15 protein-coding genes are annotated in these 14478 nt (G+C 65.9%); 6 read left to right on the forward strand and 9 right to left on the reverse strand.

Annotated features, from left to right (window positions below):
- Nucleotides 1-52 precede the first annotated feature (52 nt).
- A complete protein-coding gene (locus WDO72_09610) occupies nucleotides 53-2557 on the forward strand; it encodes an EAL domain-containing protein (protein MEJ0085928.1) in 2505 nt (834 codons plus the stop codon).
- Nucleotides 2558-2582: 25 nt separating this feature from the next.
- Here the strand turns inward: WDO72_09610 and WDO72_09615 are convergent, their stop codons facing one another.
- A complete protein-coding gene (locus WDO72_09615) occupies nucleotides 2583-3245 on the reverse strand; it encodes a DUF6348 family protein (GenBank protein ID MEJ0085929.1) in 663 nt (220 codons plus the stop codon).
- 76 nt (nucleotides 3246-3321) lie between these two features.
- Here WDO72_09615 and WDO72_09620 point away from each other — a divergent pair, with 76 nt between their 5' ends.
- On the forward strand, nucleotides 3322-5217 hold the full coding sequence (locus WDO72_09620) for an ATP-binding cassette domain-containing protein (protein MEJ0085930.1): 1896 nt from the start codon (nucleotides 3322-3324) through the stop codon (nucleotides 5215-5217).
- The gene (locus WDO72_09625) at nucleotides 5210-6751 is read left to right on the forward strand and encodes a phospholipase D-like domain-containing protein (protein MEJ0085931.1); all 1542 of its coding nucleotides are present in this window, start codon (nucleotides 5210-5212) and stop codon (nucleotides 6749-6751) included. Before WDO72_09620 ends, WDO72_09625 begins: the two co-directional genes overlap by 8 nt.
- Here WDO72_09625 and WDO72_09630 read toward each other — a convergent pair.
- The 8 genes from WDO72_09630 to WDO72_09665 all read right to left on the reverse strand — a co-directional run bounded on the left by WDO72_09630 (nucleotide 6748) and on the right by WDO72_09665 (nucleotide 12777).
- A complete protein-coding gene (locus WDO72_09630; protein MEJ0085932.1) occupies nucleotides 6748-7404 on the reverse strand; it encodes an ABC-type transport auxiliary lipoprotein family protein in 657 nt (218 codons plus the stop codon). The two genes, WDO72_09625 and WDO72_09630, sit on opposite strands and share 4 nt — an antisense overlap.
- Nucleotides 7401-8336: an MlaD family protein gene (locus WDO72_09635; protein ID MEJ0085933.1), complete on the reverse strand. Its 936-nt coding sequence runs from the start codon at nucleotides 8334-8336 to the stop codon at nucleotides 7401-7403. Before WDO72_09635 ends, WDO72_09630 begins: the two co-directional genes overlap by 4 nt.
- A complete protein-coding gene (locus WDO72_09640; protein MEJ0085934.1) occupies nucleotides 8326-9114 on the reverse strand; it encodes an ATP-binding cassette domain-containing protein in 789 nt (262 codons plus the stop codon). The genes WDO72_09635 and WDO72_09640 overlap by 11 nt, the downstream gene beginning before the upstream one ends.
- The gene (locus WDO72_09645) at nucleotides 9114-10256 is read right to left on the reverse strand and encodes an ABC transporter permease (protein ID MEJ0085935.1); all 1143 of its coding nucleotides are present in this window, start codon (nucleotides 10254-10256) and stop codon (nucleotides 9114-9116) included. The genes WDO72_09640 and WDO72_09645 overlap by 1 nt, the downstream gene beginning before the upstream one ends.
- A gap of 112 nt (nucleotides 10257-10368) precedes the next feature.
- Complete coding sequence (locus WDO72_09650; GenBank protein ID MEJ0085936.1) at nucleotides 10369-11331, reverse strand: ABC-2 transporter permease; 963 nt, start codon at nucleotides 11329-11331, stop codon at nucleotides 10369-10371.
- On the reverse strand, nucleotides 11328-12203 hold the full coding sequence (locus WDO72_09655; GenBank protein MEJ0085937.1) for an ABC transporter ATP-binding protein: 876 nt from the start codon (nucleotides 12201-12203) through the stop codon (nucleotides 11328-11330). Before WDO72_09655 ends, WDO72_09650 begins: the two co-directional genes overlap by 4 nt.
- Nucleotides 12187-12609 carry a GntR family transcriptional regulator gene (locus WDO72_09660; protein ID MEJ0085938.1) on the reverse strand — a complete coding sequence of 141 codons (423 nt, stop codon included), beginning with the start codon at nucleotides 12607-12609 and terminating at the stop codon, nucleotides 12187-12189. The genes WDO72_09655 and WDO72_09660 overlap by 17 nt, the downstream gene beginning before the upstream one ends.
- Nucleotides 12610-12624: 15 nt before the next feature.
- Nucleotides 12625-12777, reverse strand: coding sequence for a hypothetical protein (locus WDO72_09665; protein MEJ0085939.1), 153 nt, complete (start codon nucleotides 12775-12777; stop codon nucleotides 12625-12627).
- Nucleotides 12778-12939: 162 nt separating this feature from the next.
- Between WDO72_09665 and WDO72_09670 the strand changes: the two genes are divergently transcribed.
- The 3 genes from WDO72_09670 (at nucleotide 12940) to WDO72_09680 (ending at nucleotide 14473) form a co-directional block, all read left to right on the forward strand.
- Nucleotides 12940-13149, forward strand: coding sequence for a hypothetical protein (locus WDO72_09670; GenBank protein MEJ0085940.1), 210 nt, complete (start codon nucleotides 12940-12942; stop codon nucleotides 13147-13149).
- 86 nt (nucleotides 13150-13235) lie between these two features.
- The gene (locus tag WDO72_09675) at nucleotides 13236-13799 is read left to right on the forward strand and encodes an RNA polymerase sigma factor (GenBank protein ID MEJ0085941.1); all 564 of its coding nucleotides are present in this window, start codon (nucleotides 13236-13238) and stop codon (nucleotides 13797-13799) included.
- Nucleotides 13799-14473 carry a hypothetical protein gene (locus WDO72_09680; protein MEJ0085942.1) on the forward strand — a complete coding sequence of 225 codons (675 nt, stop codon included), beginning with the start codon at nucleotides 13799-13801 and terminating at the stop codon, nucleotides 14471-14473. Before WDO72_09675 ends, WDO72_09680 begins: the two co-directional genes overlap by 1 nt.
- The last annotated feature ends 5 nt before the right edge of the window (nucleotides 14474-14478 follow it).

The raw sequence follows: 14478 nt of genomic DNA on the forward strand, positions 1-14478 counted from the left end.
GCGCGGGTAAGATTGCCCGCAAATTACAAGACCTTCGGACCCTTTCGGCACCGTGACCATCGTCAGTTTCAAGAGCAAATACATCGCGGTCGCCGTGCTCGCGGCCGTGGTCGTGTCGCTGGCCGTGGGTTCCGTCATGGTCTACGAGAATCGCTCGCAGCATTCCGCGCTGCTTGGCTCGGCCACCGCCGACGCGAGCAAACGTGTCGAGGGCGAACTTGCGCTGCGCGCGTCGGATCTCGCACAGCACATCTCCGAACGCGTCGCCGATGGCGTCCTCAAGGGCGATCGAAGCGCGATCGTCGCGCAGCTCGATACCTTCAAGCGCGACACCACGTTGTTAGGCGTCGTGCTGCGCAACACCGCGGGAAGCGAGCTGTACACCTGGCAGCGCTCGGGCGACACCAGCAGTTCCATCACACGCAGTGCCACCGTGCCGGTGCGCGCCAGCGTGCAGACGCTGCCCGGCATCGACACGCCGCAGACGGTCGGGGAAGTCGAAGTCGAGGTGCGCTCGCTCGAAAGCTCGCCGGAATCCGCCGGCGCACTGACCCATTTCGATTCGATGCAGCTGCGGCAGATGCGCAAGGCGCTGTTCCTCGCCGGTGGTTTGGGCGTCGTCACGCTGGCGCTGGGCTTCGCGCTCGCCTGGTGGGCCGGCCGCCGCGTGCATCAGCCGATCACCTCGCTCATCCGGAGCGCCGACCGCATCGCGCAGGGCGACTACTCCCGCCCGATGGAAGTAGGCCGCCGCGACGAACTGGGCGAGCTGCAGGCCGCCCTCGAACGCATGCGCCAGAAGCTGCGCCAGACCACGATCAACAAGAACTACCTGACCAACGTGCTCGGCAGCATGACCGACGCGGTGTTCGTGACCTCGCCCGACGGCGTGATCCGCATGGCGAACCAGTCGGCCTGCAAGCTGCTCGCCTGGGGCGAGGAAGAACTGGTCGGCCGCGGCATCGCCTCGATCCTCGACGAACGCGAGCGTCCCGAGTTCGACATGTTGCGCGCCTCATCGGACACGCGCGAAACCGTGGTGAAGACACGGCATGGCCAAACCATTCCGGTGGCCATCACCGGCTCGCAGATCACCACCGACGACCCGCAGTACCAGGGCACCATCTTCGTGGTGCGCAACGTCACCGAGCGCAAACGCGCCGAACGGCGCATCCGGTATCTGGCGCGTTACGACGCGCTGACGAAAGTGCCGAATCGCATGCAGTTCCAGCACCTGCTGCAGCAGGCGATCGCGCGCGCGATCCGCAACAAGACCGGGCTGGCGCTGTTGTATCTCGATATGGATCGCTTCAAGGAGATCAACGACACCTTCGGCCACGCCGCCGGCGATCGCACGCTCGAGATCCTGACCGAACGCCTGATGCGCGCGCTGCCGCAGGAAACCACCATCGGCCGCCTGGCGGGCGACGAATTCGCGATGTTCGTCGACGACCTGGCCGGCGAAGCCGACAACCGCGGCACCGTGGCGCAGCTCGCGCGCAGCGTGTTGGCGGAGATCTCGCGCGCTTTCCAGTTGCAGGAACACGAAGTGTTCCTCACCGCCAGCATCGGCGTCGCGTTTTGTCCGCGCGACGCGGAGAACGTGATCGACCTGATCCGCAACGCCGATGCGGCGATGTATCACTCGAAGCAGAACGGCGGCAATTCGTTCGCGTTCTATTCGCCCGAAATGAACGCGGCCGCGGTCGAGCGGCTCATGCTCAAGAGCAAGCTGCGCCGCTCGCTCGAGCGCGACGAATTCCAGGTTCACTACCAGCCGAAGGTGGACCTGCGCGATGGCCGCATCGTCGGTGCCGAGGCGCTGCTGCGCTGGCGCCTGCCCGGGCACGGCGACATCCCGCCCTCGCAATTCATTCCGCTGGCCGAGGAAACCAACCTCATCCTCGAGGTCGGCGAGTGGGTGCTGAACCGCGTCTGCCAGGACTATCGCGAGCTGCAGCAGACCGTGACCAATCCGGGCCGCATCTCGCTGAACCTGTCGCTCAAGCAATTGCGCCAGGCGAGTTTCATCCTGCGTTTCCGTTCCGTGTTCCGCAAACACGGCGTCTCGCCCACCTGCTTCGAGCTCGAGATCACCGAAACCACGCTGATGGCGGACAGCAAACGCACGTTGCACCTGCTCGACGAGCTCTACGCGATGGGCCTGCATCTATCCATCGACGATTTCGGCACCGGTTATTCGTCGCTGTCCGCGCTGCAGCAGTTTCCGATCGGCACGCTCAAGATCGACCAGTCCTTCGTGCGCGACGTCGATGACGACGAGAGCGATGCGACCATCGTGCGCACGGTCATCGAGATGGGACGCAGCCTCAAGATGAACGTGATCGCCGAGGGCGTCGAAACCACCGGGCACCTCGACTTCCTGCGCCGCCACCATTGCGGCTTCGGCCAGGGCAAGTTGTTCGGCGAGCCGGTGACACTCGCCGAGCTGCGACTCCTGCTCGTCCGCCAGCAGGAGACCGGGCCGGCCTTCGCCGGAATGCTCACCCAGATGAGCAAGAACGAGAAGATCTCCAGCAAGCCGCGCGGCGTCTGAGCACGTCGGCCTAACTACATTCGGGTCAGGCGTCCAGCGGCAGCGCGATGAGCAGGTGCCGGAACGACGCATACCCTTGCGGATAAACCCAGGCGTGGCCGTCGAGCAGTTGCTGCCCGGCCGCCCAGACGGCACCGTCGACCAGCACTTCGCCGCCCATGTGTTTGCCGTCGACCGCACCGAGGAAAACGCGCATCCAGTGCGGCCCGGGCTCGAGCGATTCGCAGAACAGCGATGCGAGCTGTGGAAAAAACTCCGCGACACCTTCGATGCGCGCGCCTTCGCGGCTCGCCACCATCAACACCGGGCCGGTGCAAACCTTCCAGGCGCGCTCGCCCGCGGACCAGTCTTCCCATTCGACCTCCGCGTCATCCGTGTGGCCGCCCAGGGCCGCAGCGATGACGTGGAAAGATCCCTGCAGGAATTTTCCGGCGGCGTTGCGCTCCGCGTCGTCCCGGGTATTGCCGACACCCGCGAAGGAATCGACCAGCGGCAAGCCCGGAAGCCGCGGTGATTCGATCGCAAAATCGACCTGCACCTGGGCGGTGCCTCGAACGTCTTTACGCGGGAAGACCCGTGGCTCGACGCGCAGGCCGTCCCTGGCGTGGATCAGGTTCTCGCTGCGCTCGCAGGGGATGCCATGCCCGGCGAACGAAGACTGCAGGAGGTCGAGTAGTAGCTGGCTCATGAATATGCCCGTCCAATCACCGACGACAGCATAGCCGCGCTCACCTAGAATCGCGCCCCCATGCTGGAACCCACTCATGCTTGAACTTCGCGATTTGCGATTGCGCCGCGGCGCGGCGGTCCTTTTCGACCGCGCGAACCTGACCATTTTCCGGGGCGACAAGATAGGGATCGTCGGGCGCAACGGGTGCGGCAAATCGAGCCTGCTGGCGTTGCTGCGCGGCGATCTGGGCGCCGACGGCGGCGACTACACGGTGCCGGGCAAGCTCAATTTCGTCTCCGTGTCGCAGGAATTGCCGCGCACCGAATCCACCGTCCTCGAGTACGTGCGCGGCGGCGACACCAACCTCATGGCCATCGAAGCGCAGCTCGAAAAGGCGCGCGCGGCCGACGACGGCATGAAGGAGGCGCACCTGCTCGGCGACTACGATCTCGCCGGCGGCTACACCTCCGCGGCGCGCGCCGCCGAACTCGCCGACGGCCTGGGGTTCGAGCCCGGCGACATCGACCGCAAGGTCAAGGAACTGTCGGGCGGCCTGCAGATGCGCGCCAACATGGCCCGCGCCCTGATGTCGCGCGCCGACGTGCTCATGCTCGACGAGCCGACTAACCACCTGGATCTCGACGCGGTGTTGTGGCTCGAAGCCTGGCTGCAGCGTTTTCCGGGCACCCTGCTGCTGGTGTCCCACGATCGGGAGTTCCTCGACGACATCGTCAACCGGATCGTCAATCTGGAGAACAACCAGCTCACGCACTGGACCGGCAACTACACGGATTTCCAGCGCCAGCACGCCGCCAGCATCCAGCAGTCCGCCGCGATGGCCGCGCGCCAGCAGCGCGAGGTCGCGCGCCTGCATTCGTTCATCGACCGGTTCCGCGCGCAGGCCAGCAAGGCGCGCCAGGTGCAGAGCCGCATCAAGGCGCTGGGCAAACTCGAGACGATCGCCACCTACCAGGAGATCGAGGGCTTCGAATGGGAGTTCGCGGCGGCCAGCAAACTACCGCAGCCGCTGGTCACGCTCGACCACGCGGATGCGGGCTACGGCGAACGCCGGGTGATCGCGGGCGTGAACCGCTCGATCAACCCGGGCGAGCGCATCGGTATTCTCGGCCGCAACGGCGCCGGAAAATCCACGCTGATGAAGCTCATTTCGGGCTCTTTGCCGCCGCTCGGCGGCGACCGCGTGGCCTCGCCGGATCTGATCGTCGGCAACTTTGCGCAGCTCGAAGTCGACCGGCTCGACTCGCGCGACACGGCGCTGGTCGCCCTCACCAACCGCATCGACGAAATGGGCGTGCGTTCGCAGTGGGACGAGCAGCGCCGCCGCAATCACCTCGGCGGCTTCGGCTTCCGCGGCGATCGCGTGTTCGAGCCGGTGGTGCATTTCTCGGGCGGCGAGCGCGCGCGTCTCGCGTTGGCCATCCTGGTCGCCGAGCGCCCCAACCTGCTGCTGCTCGACGAGCCGACCAACCACCTCGATTTCGAAATGCGGCATTCGTTGATCACCGCACTGCAGGATTTCGCCGGCGCGGTCATCGTGGTGTCGCACGATCGCGGGCTGCTGCGCAGCGTCTGCGACCAGTTCTGGCTGGTGGCCGAAGGCGCTGTGCGGGATTTCGATGGCGATCTCGAGGACTACTCCAACTGGCTCGAGAAGCGCGGCGGCAACGCGGCGACACCCGCGGCGCCCAAACCAGCGCCCGAACGCCGTGAAAAGAAGGGCAAGGGCACGCCCGAGCGCAAGGACCTCGCCCCCAGGCGTCAGGAGGTCAAGGCCATCGAGACCTCGTTGTCCAAGCTCACGCAGGAACGCGCCAGACTCGAGACGGAGATAGCCGGACTCGACTATGCGCGCGATGCGGCGCATGCGCGCAAGGTGACCGAGAGGCACGCGGTTGTCCTGCGCGACATCGAACAACTCGAGACACGCTGGCTGGAGTTGTCGGAGCGGCTAGAATCCGCCGATGGCTGAAGAGCCTGACGCGACACCCATAGACCCGTCTCCGCCTCCGGTGGCGCCGCCGCGCAAGCGTCGCCTCGGCCGGAAGCTTTTCTATGGCTTCCTTGCCCTGTGGGCCGCCGTCGCGCTGTGGAACCTGTACAAACCGTTGCCCGCGGGCGTGAGCATCCGCGGCGCCATCGTCGAGACGCCACTCGCACAGCTGCAGTTCCTCGCCGATGTCACGAGCGCCGACAGCTTCGGCGCACCGGTGATCCGGCAGCAGATCTTCGATGCCATGCTCAAGGTGATCGGCGAAGCGCGCGAATACCTGGTGCTCGACTTCTTCCTGTTCAACAGCCAGCGCGGCGCGGCGCTCGATGCGAAGCCGCATCGCGAGCTGTCGGCGGAGCTGCGCGACGCGCTGCTGGAGCGCAAGCGCGAAGTCCCCGCCCTCAAGGTGCTGCTGCTCTACGATCCCATCAACGACGTGTACGGCGGCCTGCCCTCGCGCGACCTGGCGGCCCTGCGCGGCGCCGGCGTCGACACGGTGCGCGTCGATCTCGACGCGCTGCGCGATTCGAACCCTATCTACTCGGCATTGTGGCGCCTCACGATGAAGTGGTGGTCGGGCGACGGTTCGGGCGATGCGTGGCTGCCGAATCCACTCGATGCGGGTCCGGACCAGGTCAGCCTCGGCGCCTGGGCCCGGCTGCTCAATTTCAAGGCGGATCACCGCAAGGTGCTGATCGCCGACGACGGCCGCGGTGGCATCACCGGCATCGTCACCTCCGCGAACCCGCACGACGCGAGCAGCCTGCATTCCAACGTCGGGCTCAAGGTGTCGGGCGCCGCGTTGTGGCCGCTGCTCGAGAGCGAGCTGGCGCTGGCCCGCGGCTCGGGCTGGCGCAGCGACTGGACGCCGCCTGCGCCTCCGGCCGGCGCGGCGATCGCGCAGCCGGAGAATGCCGCACGCGTGCAGGTGCTCACCGAAGGCGAGATCCGCGCCGCGATCGTGCGTAATGTCGAAGGCACGCGCGTGGGCGACAGCATCGACGTCGCGATGTTCTATCTATCGGAACGCGACGTGGTGCGGGCGCTGGTGGCGGCGGCGAAACGCGGCGTGGCGGTGCGGGTGCTGCTCGACCCGAACAAGGACGCCTTCGGCCGCACCAAGAACGGCATCCCGAACCGCTCGGTCGCCACCGAGCTCGCGGCCGCGTCGGACGGCGCCATCAAGGTGCGCTGGTTCCGCACCCACGGCGAGCAGTTCCACAGCAAAATCGTGGCGCTGCGCACCGCCACGGAATTCTGGTTCACGCTCGGTTCGGCGAACCTGACCCGCCGCAACATCGACGATTTCAATCTCGAGGTAAACATCGCCGCGAGTGTGCCGCTGAATTCGGAGATCGCCACCAGCATCAATACCTGGTTCGATTCGTTGTGGACCAATCGCGGCCCGCCGCCGCTCGAGTACAGCGCCGACTTCGGCGCCTATGCCGACCCCGCGCAGGGGACGTACTGGCTGTACCGGCTCATGGAAGCCTCCGGCCTATCTACCTTCTAGGGTTTGCTTTCCGCGGGCGCCTGCTCCGCGTCGAGCGCCGCCGCCGTCGACTGCTCGAGCTGCGCCATCGCCGTCGCGGTCGCCGCCTCGAAGGCCGCCACCACCGCCGTCAGGCGGTCTTCACTCGCCACGGCAGATCCTTGCGCGGTGAAACTCGCGAGCAATTCGCGGTCGCGATGCCGGCCCAACGTGCAATCGAGCGCCACGTACACCGTGGGTGCGCGCCCCGCGGATGTGTAGTCAGCCTCGAAGCGGCGCAGCGTCACCCGCAGGCTGTAACGCGGCGCGTATGGCGAGGTGTCGTCGAACACCGCGGAAAAATTGCCGCCCGCGCGCAACGCTTCGACGATCACGCTCTCGACCATGTCCGGCGCAGGCGCGGCCCAGCGGCTCGCGGCGTAGAAATCGAAGCGGTTGTCGCTGCGCAGCAGCGCGATGCGATCGGAATCGAGGCCGGGGCCGGCTTCGGGCCGCTGCAACAACACGCTGCCGCGGGGCGTGGTGGATGGCGTCGCGGTGGGACGCGGCGCGAGCCGCAGTACGAATGCCTGTGCCGCCGGTATCGCGCTTTCGAAGACACCACCGCAGCCGCCCACGGCGAGCAGGGCCAGCAGCAGTGCGATGGGTCTGACAGCAAGGAGCCTGACATTCATCGCGGAATCTCCACGCCGCGGTAACTCGGCTCATAGATCATTTGTGAAGGATCGGCCTTGAGACTGCGCGAGAGCTCGCGGAATTCCTGCGCGGCGCTGCGCCCGTCGCGCAGCAGCCGCTCGATTTCCGGCAGGCTGTCGCGCAGGAACAGCCCGAGGTCCTCGCGGTGGTCGGCCATCAGCCGGTCGAGGCTCGCGCTGGTCCTGGCAAGATTCTCGGAGATGGCGCGCAGACGTTCGGAGGCCGCGGTGAGATTCGGCCCCGAGGTGTCGATGAGCTGGCGCGCGCCGGTGGCCGCGGCGCGCACATCCGCCATGGTGGCCTTGAGCTCGGCCACCACCGCCGCGGCGTCGCGCATGGCGCCGGGCAACGACTCGGACGTCCGTTCGACGTTTTGCATCGTCTTGGCGAAAGCGGCGAGGTTTTCGTCCGACAACACGCGCGAGGCGCGATCGACGACCTCCGTCGCACGGCCGACGAGGTCGGGCAGGCTCGACAGCAACCGGTCGAAATTCGACTGCACGGTGTCGATGACCGGATAGATCTCGCTCGGTACCGACGGCATGCGGCCCTTGTTCTTGTCGCTGGCCAGCAGGTCGATGTACAGCAGGCCGGTCACGCCCTGCATCGACAGCGAGGCCAGCGTTTCCTTCGAAATCGGTGTGTGCGAGTCGATGTCCGAGATCACCTGCACGCGGTCCGAGGCGCGTTTGTCGATGCGGATCGCGACCACGCGCCCGACGTCGACACCGAGATAACGCACCGTGCTGCCGCGATTGAGGCCCGAGACGCTGCCCTCGAAATACATCTCGTAACGCACGTAGTCGCGCGCATCGGCGCTGCCCGCGTACCAGTACACGAACAGGCTCGCCATGGTCGCGACCAGCAGCACGAAGGCGCCGACCGCGGTGTAGTTAGCTTCACGTTCCATTGTTGTTCACATGCTGTACGGCGCCCTGGCCGAAACGCACGGCGCGTTCCCCATGGAAGTAGGCCTGGATCCACGGGTGTGGATTGGCGGTGATGTTGGCCAGGGTGTCGCTCGTCATCTTGCGGTCGATGATCACCCCGACACGATTGCAGGTTCTGAAGATGGTGTCGAGGTCATGCGTGATCATGACGACGGTGAGTCCTAGCTGCTCGCGCAGGTCCATGAGCAAGGCGTCGAACGCCGCGGCGCTGATCGGGTCGAGGCCGGCGGTCGGTTCGTCGAGCATGAGCAGCGCCGGATCGAGCGCGAGGGCACGCGCCAGCGCGGCGCGTTTGATCATGCCGCCCGACAGCTGCGCCGGGTATTTGCGCGCCGCCTCGTCCGTCAGGCCCACCAGCCGGATCTTGAGCATCGCCAGTTCTTCGAGTGCGCGCGGCGTCAACCGCAGGTGTTCGAGCATCGGCAGTTGCACGTTTTGCAGGACCGTGAGCGAGGAGAACAGCGCACCCTGCTGGAAGGTGACTCCGTAGGTCGCCTTGATGTCCTTGAGCTGCGCCACAGTCAATTGCGTGAGATCGCGCCCCTGCATTCGCACCTCGCCCGCCTGCGGCCGCTGCAGCCCCAGGATCGAGCGCAACAGCACCGATTTGCCGGCCCCCGAGCCACCGACGATCCCGAACACCTCGCCGCGGTACACGGTCATGTCGAGCCCGTCGTGCACGATCTGCCGGCCGAACCGGTTCACGAGCCCGCGGACTTCGATGAGCGGTTCGGCCATCAGATATCCAACTGCCAGAACGCGATGGCGAATATCGCGTTGGCGAAGATGACCAGGAAGATCGACTGCACGACGGCGACGGTAGTCAGGCGGCCGAGCTCGCGCGAGGAATCGCGGACCTGCAGGCCGCGGTACGTGCCGGAGAGAGCGATCAGCAGGCCGAAGACCGGCGCCTTGATGATGCCCACCCAGAAGGTGGTGGGCGCGATCGCGTCCTGCACACGCTCGAGATACAGCACCAGCGGCATGTCGAGCAGCCATTTGCACAACAAGGCGCCGCCCGTGAGCCCGATGCCGTCGGCGATGACCGCCAGCAGCGGCATGGCGATCACGAGGCCGATGACGCGCGGCACGATCAGCACCTCGTGCGGTTCCACGCCGATCGCGTGCAACGCGTCGACTTCCTCGTTGAGCTTCATCGCGCCGATCTCGGCCGCGAACGCCGAGCCGGACCGGCCGGCGACGATGATGGCCGTCAGCAACACGCCGAGCTCGCGCAACACGCCGACGGTGACGATGTCGACCACGAAGATTTCGGCGCCGTACGCGCGCGCCTGCTGCGCGGCGATGTAGGCGATGATCAGCGTGATCAGAAAGGCGATCAGCGAGACGATCGGAATGGCGGTGATGCCGGTCTCGTAAACATGCCGCGCGATCGAAGCGGGCCGCAGGCGGCGCCAGCTGGTGCAGGCGCGCCCGAACGCGACGCAGGCGCGGCCGATGAAGTCGAGCGCCAGCTTCACGGCCTGCACGCGGCGCGTCACCTGTTTGCCGAGCGCGCTGACCGGCTCGAAGGCGGACTCGGATGAAGACGGCGGAGTGGGCCGCACCTTGCCCGCCAGCGTGTGATCGATGAGCTCGAGCTGACCGGGCGGTGGGCCATCGAACTGGATGTTCAAGCCCGCGGCCTCGGCCGCTTTCAGCCATTCACGCAGCCGCCAGGCACCGGCCAGGTCGAGCGTGACGGTGTCGGGAACCGTGACCTTGAGGGACCGAGCACCCGCGAAGGAGTGCGCGGCGATTTCGGCGTCGATGGCGGGCAGATTCGCGCCGCGCCATTCGCCGGAGAGTTCGGCGTCGAGAGCGTCGCCGTCGCGTTGTAGCCGCAGGTACATCCGGCCCGGAGTGTACCTTGGAGCCACGCCGCGCGAGGGACTGCGGTGCGGGTGACGCCTTTGGGGAAGGGTAACGCCACCCGCACCGCCGGGCGCGCGCCGGATTCCGGCCGGCGCTCGCCCCTCTAACTACAGAGGATCAGGATTCGTCGCGGTACCGGCGGATGCGGATGGCGACGAACACCATGGCGGCGCCGGCGGCGACTCCGAGCCACATTTCAACGCTGGTGAACATGTTCGACAGGTGGAACGCGTTGTACACGTCGTCCACCGCCGGCAGCCGGTCATTGGTGCCCGCTTCGAACGCGTTCGGATCCACCTTCATGAGCTCGATGTAGCCCGTGAAGCGCCGGCCGAGGAAATCGAGCACGTGGTCGCTCTGCAGGAAGACCTTCTCCAGCACCGGCAGCGCGATCGGCGGCAGGATGGCCCACAGGAACACCTTGTTCTTCGCCCAGCTCGACAACAGCAGCAGGTAGCCCGCGATCGGCGCGTACCACAACACGCCGCCCAGCATCACGCCGAAGGCGATGGCCTGCGAGCGCAGCCAGGCGCTGAAGCTCCAGTCGGGAAACATCTGGCCGATGACCGTGTCGTGCAGGATCGCCGATGCCGTGAGGTAGTTGACGAATTGCGTGACGGCGCTCAGCAGTATCACGCCGATCGGCACCACCAGCAGCGCCACCGCCAGTTTCGACAGCACGACGTTGGTATCGGAAACCGGCAGCGACTTCCAGAACAGGATGCTGCGATCCTTGCGTTCGGTGTACAGGCAGTCGATCAGGTAGAAGAACACGACGATCGTCATGAACACCGAGATCAGCCCGAAGATCGCGAGGTAGGAGACCGCGAAAACGCTTTCCTTGCGCTCCTCGGGCATGTTGAGCGCCTGCTGCACCTGCTGTTTCTGCTGGTTGTCCAGCGACAGCTCTCCGACGGGGCGTCCGTCGATCTTGATGCCGGAGTTTCCGCCATCAGGTACGTGCAGCATCGCCCAGTTGAAGAACAGCGTGATGAGGCCCACCCAGACGAGCGGTGCGATCCACAGCGATTTGTGTTCCCAGATTTCGCGGCGGATCAGCATGGGGAATGTGGAGTTCATGCGGCCTCCTTCGACTGCGTACCGGCGGGCTGCATCATCGCGACGAACAGATCCGTGACCGACGGCGCGCGGGTTTCCCCGAGCGGCGCGAGTTCGGACTGGTTGCGTCCGTCGTAGAGCATGGCGATCCGGCCGAAGACTTCGCGCTCGTAGAACGGCTTGAGCGCGCGCGCCGCGTCGACATTGCCGGCGGTGGGCACGAGCTGAGTAAAACGTTCGCCCAGGTTTTCCATGGCCGCGTCGAGCGCGATCTTGCCGTGCTGGATGAAGACGATGTCCGTGAGGATGTTCTCGATCTCCTCGACCTGGTGCGTGGTCACGAGGATGGTGCGCTCCTTGTCGAAGTAGTCGTTCAGCAGGTTGTCGTAGAACGAGCGGCGGAACAGCAGGTCCAGGCCGAGCGTGGGTTCGTCCAGCACCAGTAGTTTGGCGTCGATGGCCAGGATCAGCGCCAGGTGCAGCTGCGTGACCATGCCCTTCGAGAGCTGGCGGACACTGCTGCCGAGCTTGATGTCGGTGCGGGCGAGGAAATCCAGCGCCCGTTTGCGATCGAAGCGCGGATGCACGCCGGCGACGAAGTCGACCGCCTGCGACACCTTGATCCAGCGCGGCAACACCGCGACGTCGGCGATGAAACACACCTCTTCCATCAGCTGGTTGCGCTCGGTGCGTGGATCCCGGCCGAGCACCTTCAGTTCGCCGTCGAACGCGGTGAGGCCGAGGATCGCCTTGATGGCGGTGGTCTTGCCGGCGCCGTTCGGGCCGATGAGGCCGACGATGCGTCCCGGCTGGACGTTGAGGTCGATGCCACGCAGCACTTGCGTGCTGCCGTAGCTCTTCGTGAGACCGCGAGCTTCAATGATTGCTGTCATCTTCATCTTCCGTTGAGGCGCGGGTCGGGAACGGCTGTGACACCGGGACCGATTTCGCACCGCGTTTCATGAGTTCTTCTGTGGAGAAACCGAGCCGCGCGATGGTCGCGTAAATCTTCGGCCATTCCGTCTCGAGGAAATACACACGTTCGTCTTTCATGAGGGCCTGCCGTGCTCCGCTGTTGACGAACATGCCGCGCCCGCGTTTCTTCTCGACCAGCTGCTCATCGACGAGCTGCTGGTATCCCTTGAGAACGGTCAGCGGGTTGAGACGAAATTCCGCCGCGACGGCGCGGACCGAGGGGAGCGGATCACCCTCCTTGAGGACTCCCTCGAGGATCATCGCCACCACTCGATCGCGCAGCTGCCGGTATATCGGCTGGCCATCGTCCCATTGCGGGTCCATCTGGTTGCTCCTGGTTCAGCGAACCGAGGCGGTCAGGGCGGCCGCGAAGCTGTAGTCGCGCTGGGCGAGTTTCAGGTTGAGTGAGCTGGTGAACGTGTAGCTCAGAGCGAGGGTCACGGCGAGTGCGGCAAACGCGCTGGCTACGGATTTGAGGTTCAGGGTCTTCATGATCGTCTTCCTTCGGTTTCGTGGCGTCTCGCCCTATGCGATTCGCCCTACGTGTTGGTGTTATATATAACTACAACACCAACTCAGAAACAAGCCCTAACCCGAAAAAAGTTTCTGCCGCGTTGCAAGCCATGAGGCGTTCAAATCCGGCGCGGGGGCCACATGAAATCCAAACTATTGTTTATCTTAGGAATTGTGGTCGCGCACGGCGCTGTCGGTGCCGGTCTGATGCACGACCTGTCCTCCCCGGCGCGCGAAGTGGCCCTGACCTGCGCCCATACCCCCACCGCGGACCCGTACTTCGCTCCGCAGCGCGAACTGCTCGCGATGTCGATCTTGTCCCCCGCCGCGGCGGAAGCGATCCAGCCGTGAATGCGGCACTCATCACGGTGGACGGCCTCACTACTTCAGAAACGTCGACGCGCTTGCCGCGCGCAACTCCGCGTAGAGTCGCGGCGATGAGTGAGGACGACGACGCGCAACTGATGCTTGCGTATGCACGCGGAGAAATGCGCGCTTTCGAAACGCTCTATTCACGCCATCGCGGCGCTCTTTATCGTTACCTGGTGCGCCAGGCGCGCGACGGCGAAGTCGCGAACGACCTGTTCCAGGAAGTGTGGAGCCGCGTGATCGTCAACCGCGCCCGCTACGAGCCGCGCGCGAAATTCCGTACCTTCCTGTTCACGCTTGCGCACAACTGCTTCATCGATCACTGTCGCCGCACGAAGAGCCGTCCGGCGGGAATGGGCATCGAGGACGCGGACGCCGCGGACCTGTTGCCGGCGGATGCCGAGCAGCTGCCGGACGTGCGGCTGGCACGCGACGAGACGACGCGGCGTTATCGCGCGGCGCTCGCCACGTTGCCGCCTGCGCAGCGCGATGTCTATCTACTGCACGAGGAATCGGATCTGTCACTCGAGGAAATCGCACGCGTGACCGGCGTTGGCGCCGAAACGGCGAAGAGCCGGCTGCGTTACGCGGTCGGCAAACTGAAAGCGGCGCTGGCCGCGGCGGAGGCATGATGAACCGCCCCGACGATGAATTCGAAGCATTCCTGACGCGCCGCAAGCCGCTCTTTCGCGGCATCGAAGATCCGCTCGAGCCGCCCGGTGAGCTGGATCGCCTCGTGCTGCGCCAGGCGCGCGAGGCGCTCGAAGGTACGCGGCCGCAGCGCGTGTACAAGGGGCCGCGATGGGGCGCGCCGCTGGCCATCGCGGCGACGCTGGTGCTGGCTTTGGCGGTGATCCTGAACGTCGGCATGCCGGTCAAGCCCGCGCCCACGCCGGAGGTGACGGTGCAGACTGTCGCGCAGCGACTCGACTATCCGGCCGCACCGGCGGCCACGTTGCCCGAAGCCCAGGCGCCTAACAACTCTGCGCCTGACAGGGCAAACACTGAAGCCGCACTGCCCGCCGAAAGCGCGGACGGCGCGGCCGACACCGCCGGCAATTCCATCGTGATCGAGCTCAGCCCCAGTGCGGCACCTGCGCCCGCTTCTCCCGGCGGCTTCGTCTCCGAAGCGGAAGCCAACCGATACGCGCGCGTACCGCAGTCGCCGGCCTTCCGCGGCGATTCGAAGCGCTGGCTCGCGGAGATCGAACGGCTGCGTGCCACCGGCATGAACGCGCAGGCCGATGCCGAGTACGCCGAATACAAACGCCAGCATCGGGCCTACGCCGTGTCCCCGGACCGCTAGCGGGC

This window comes from Pseudomonadota bacterium, assembly GCA_037200975.1.
GTDB lineage: Bacteria > Pseudomonadota > Gammaproteobacteria > Steroidobacterales > Steroidobacteraceae > CADEED01.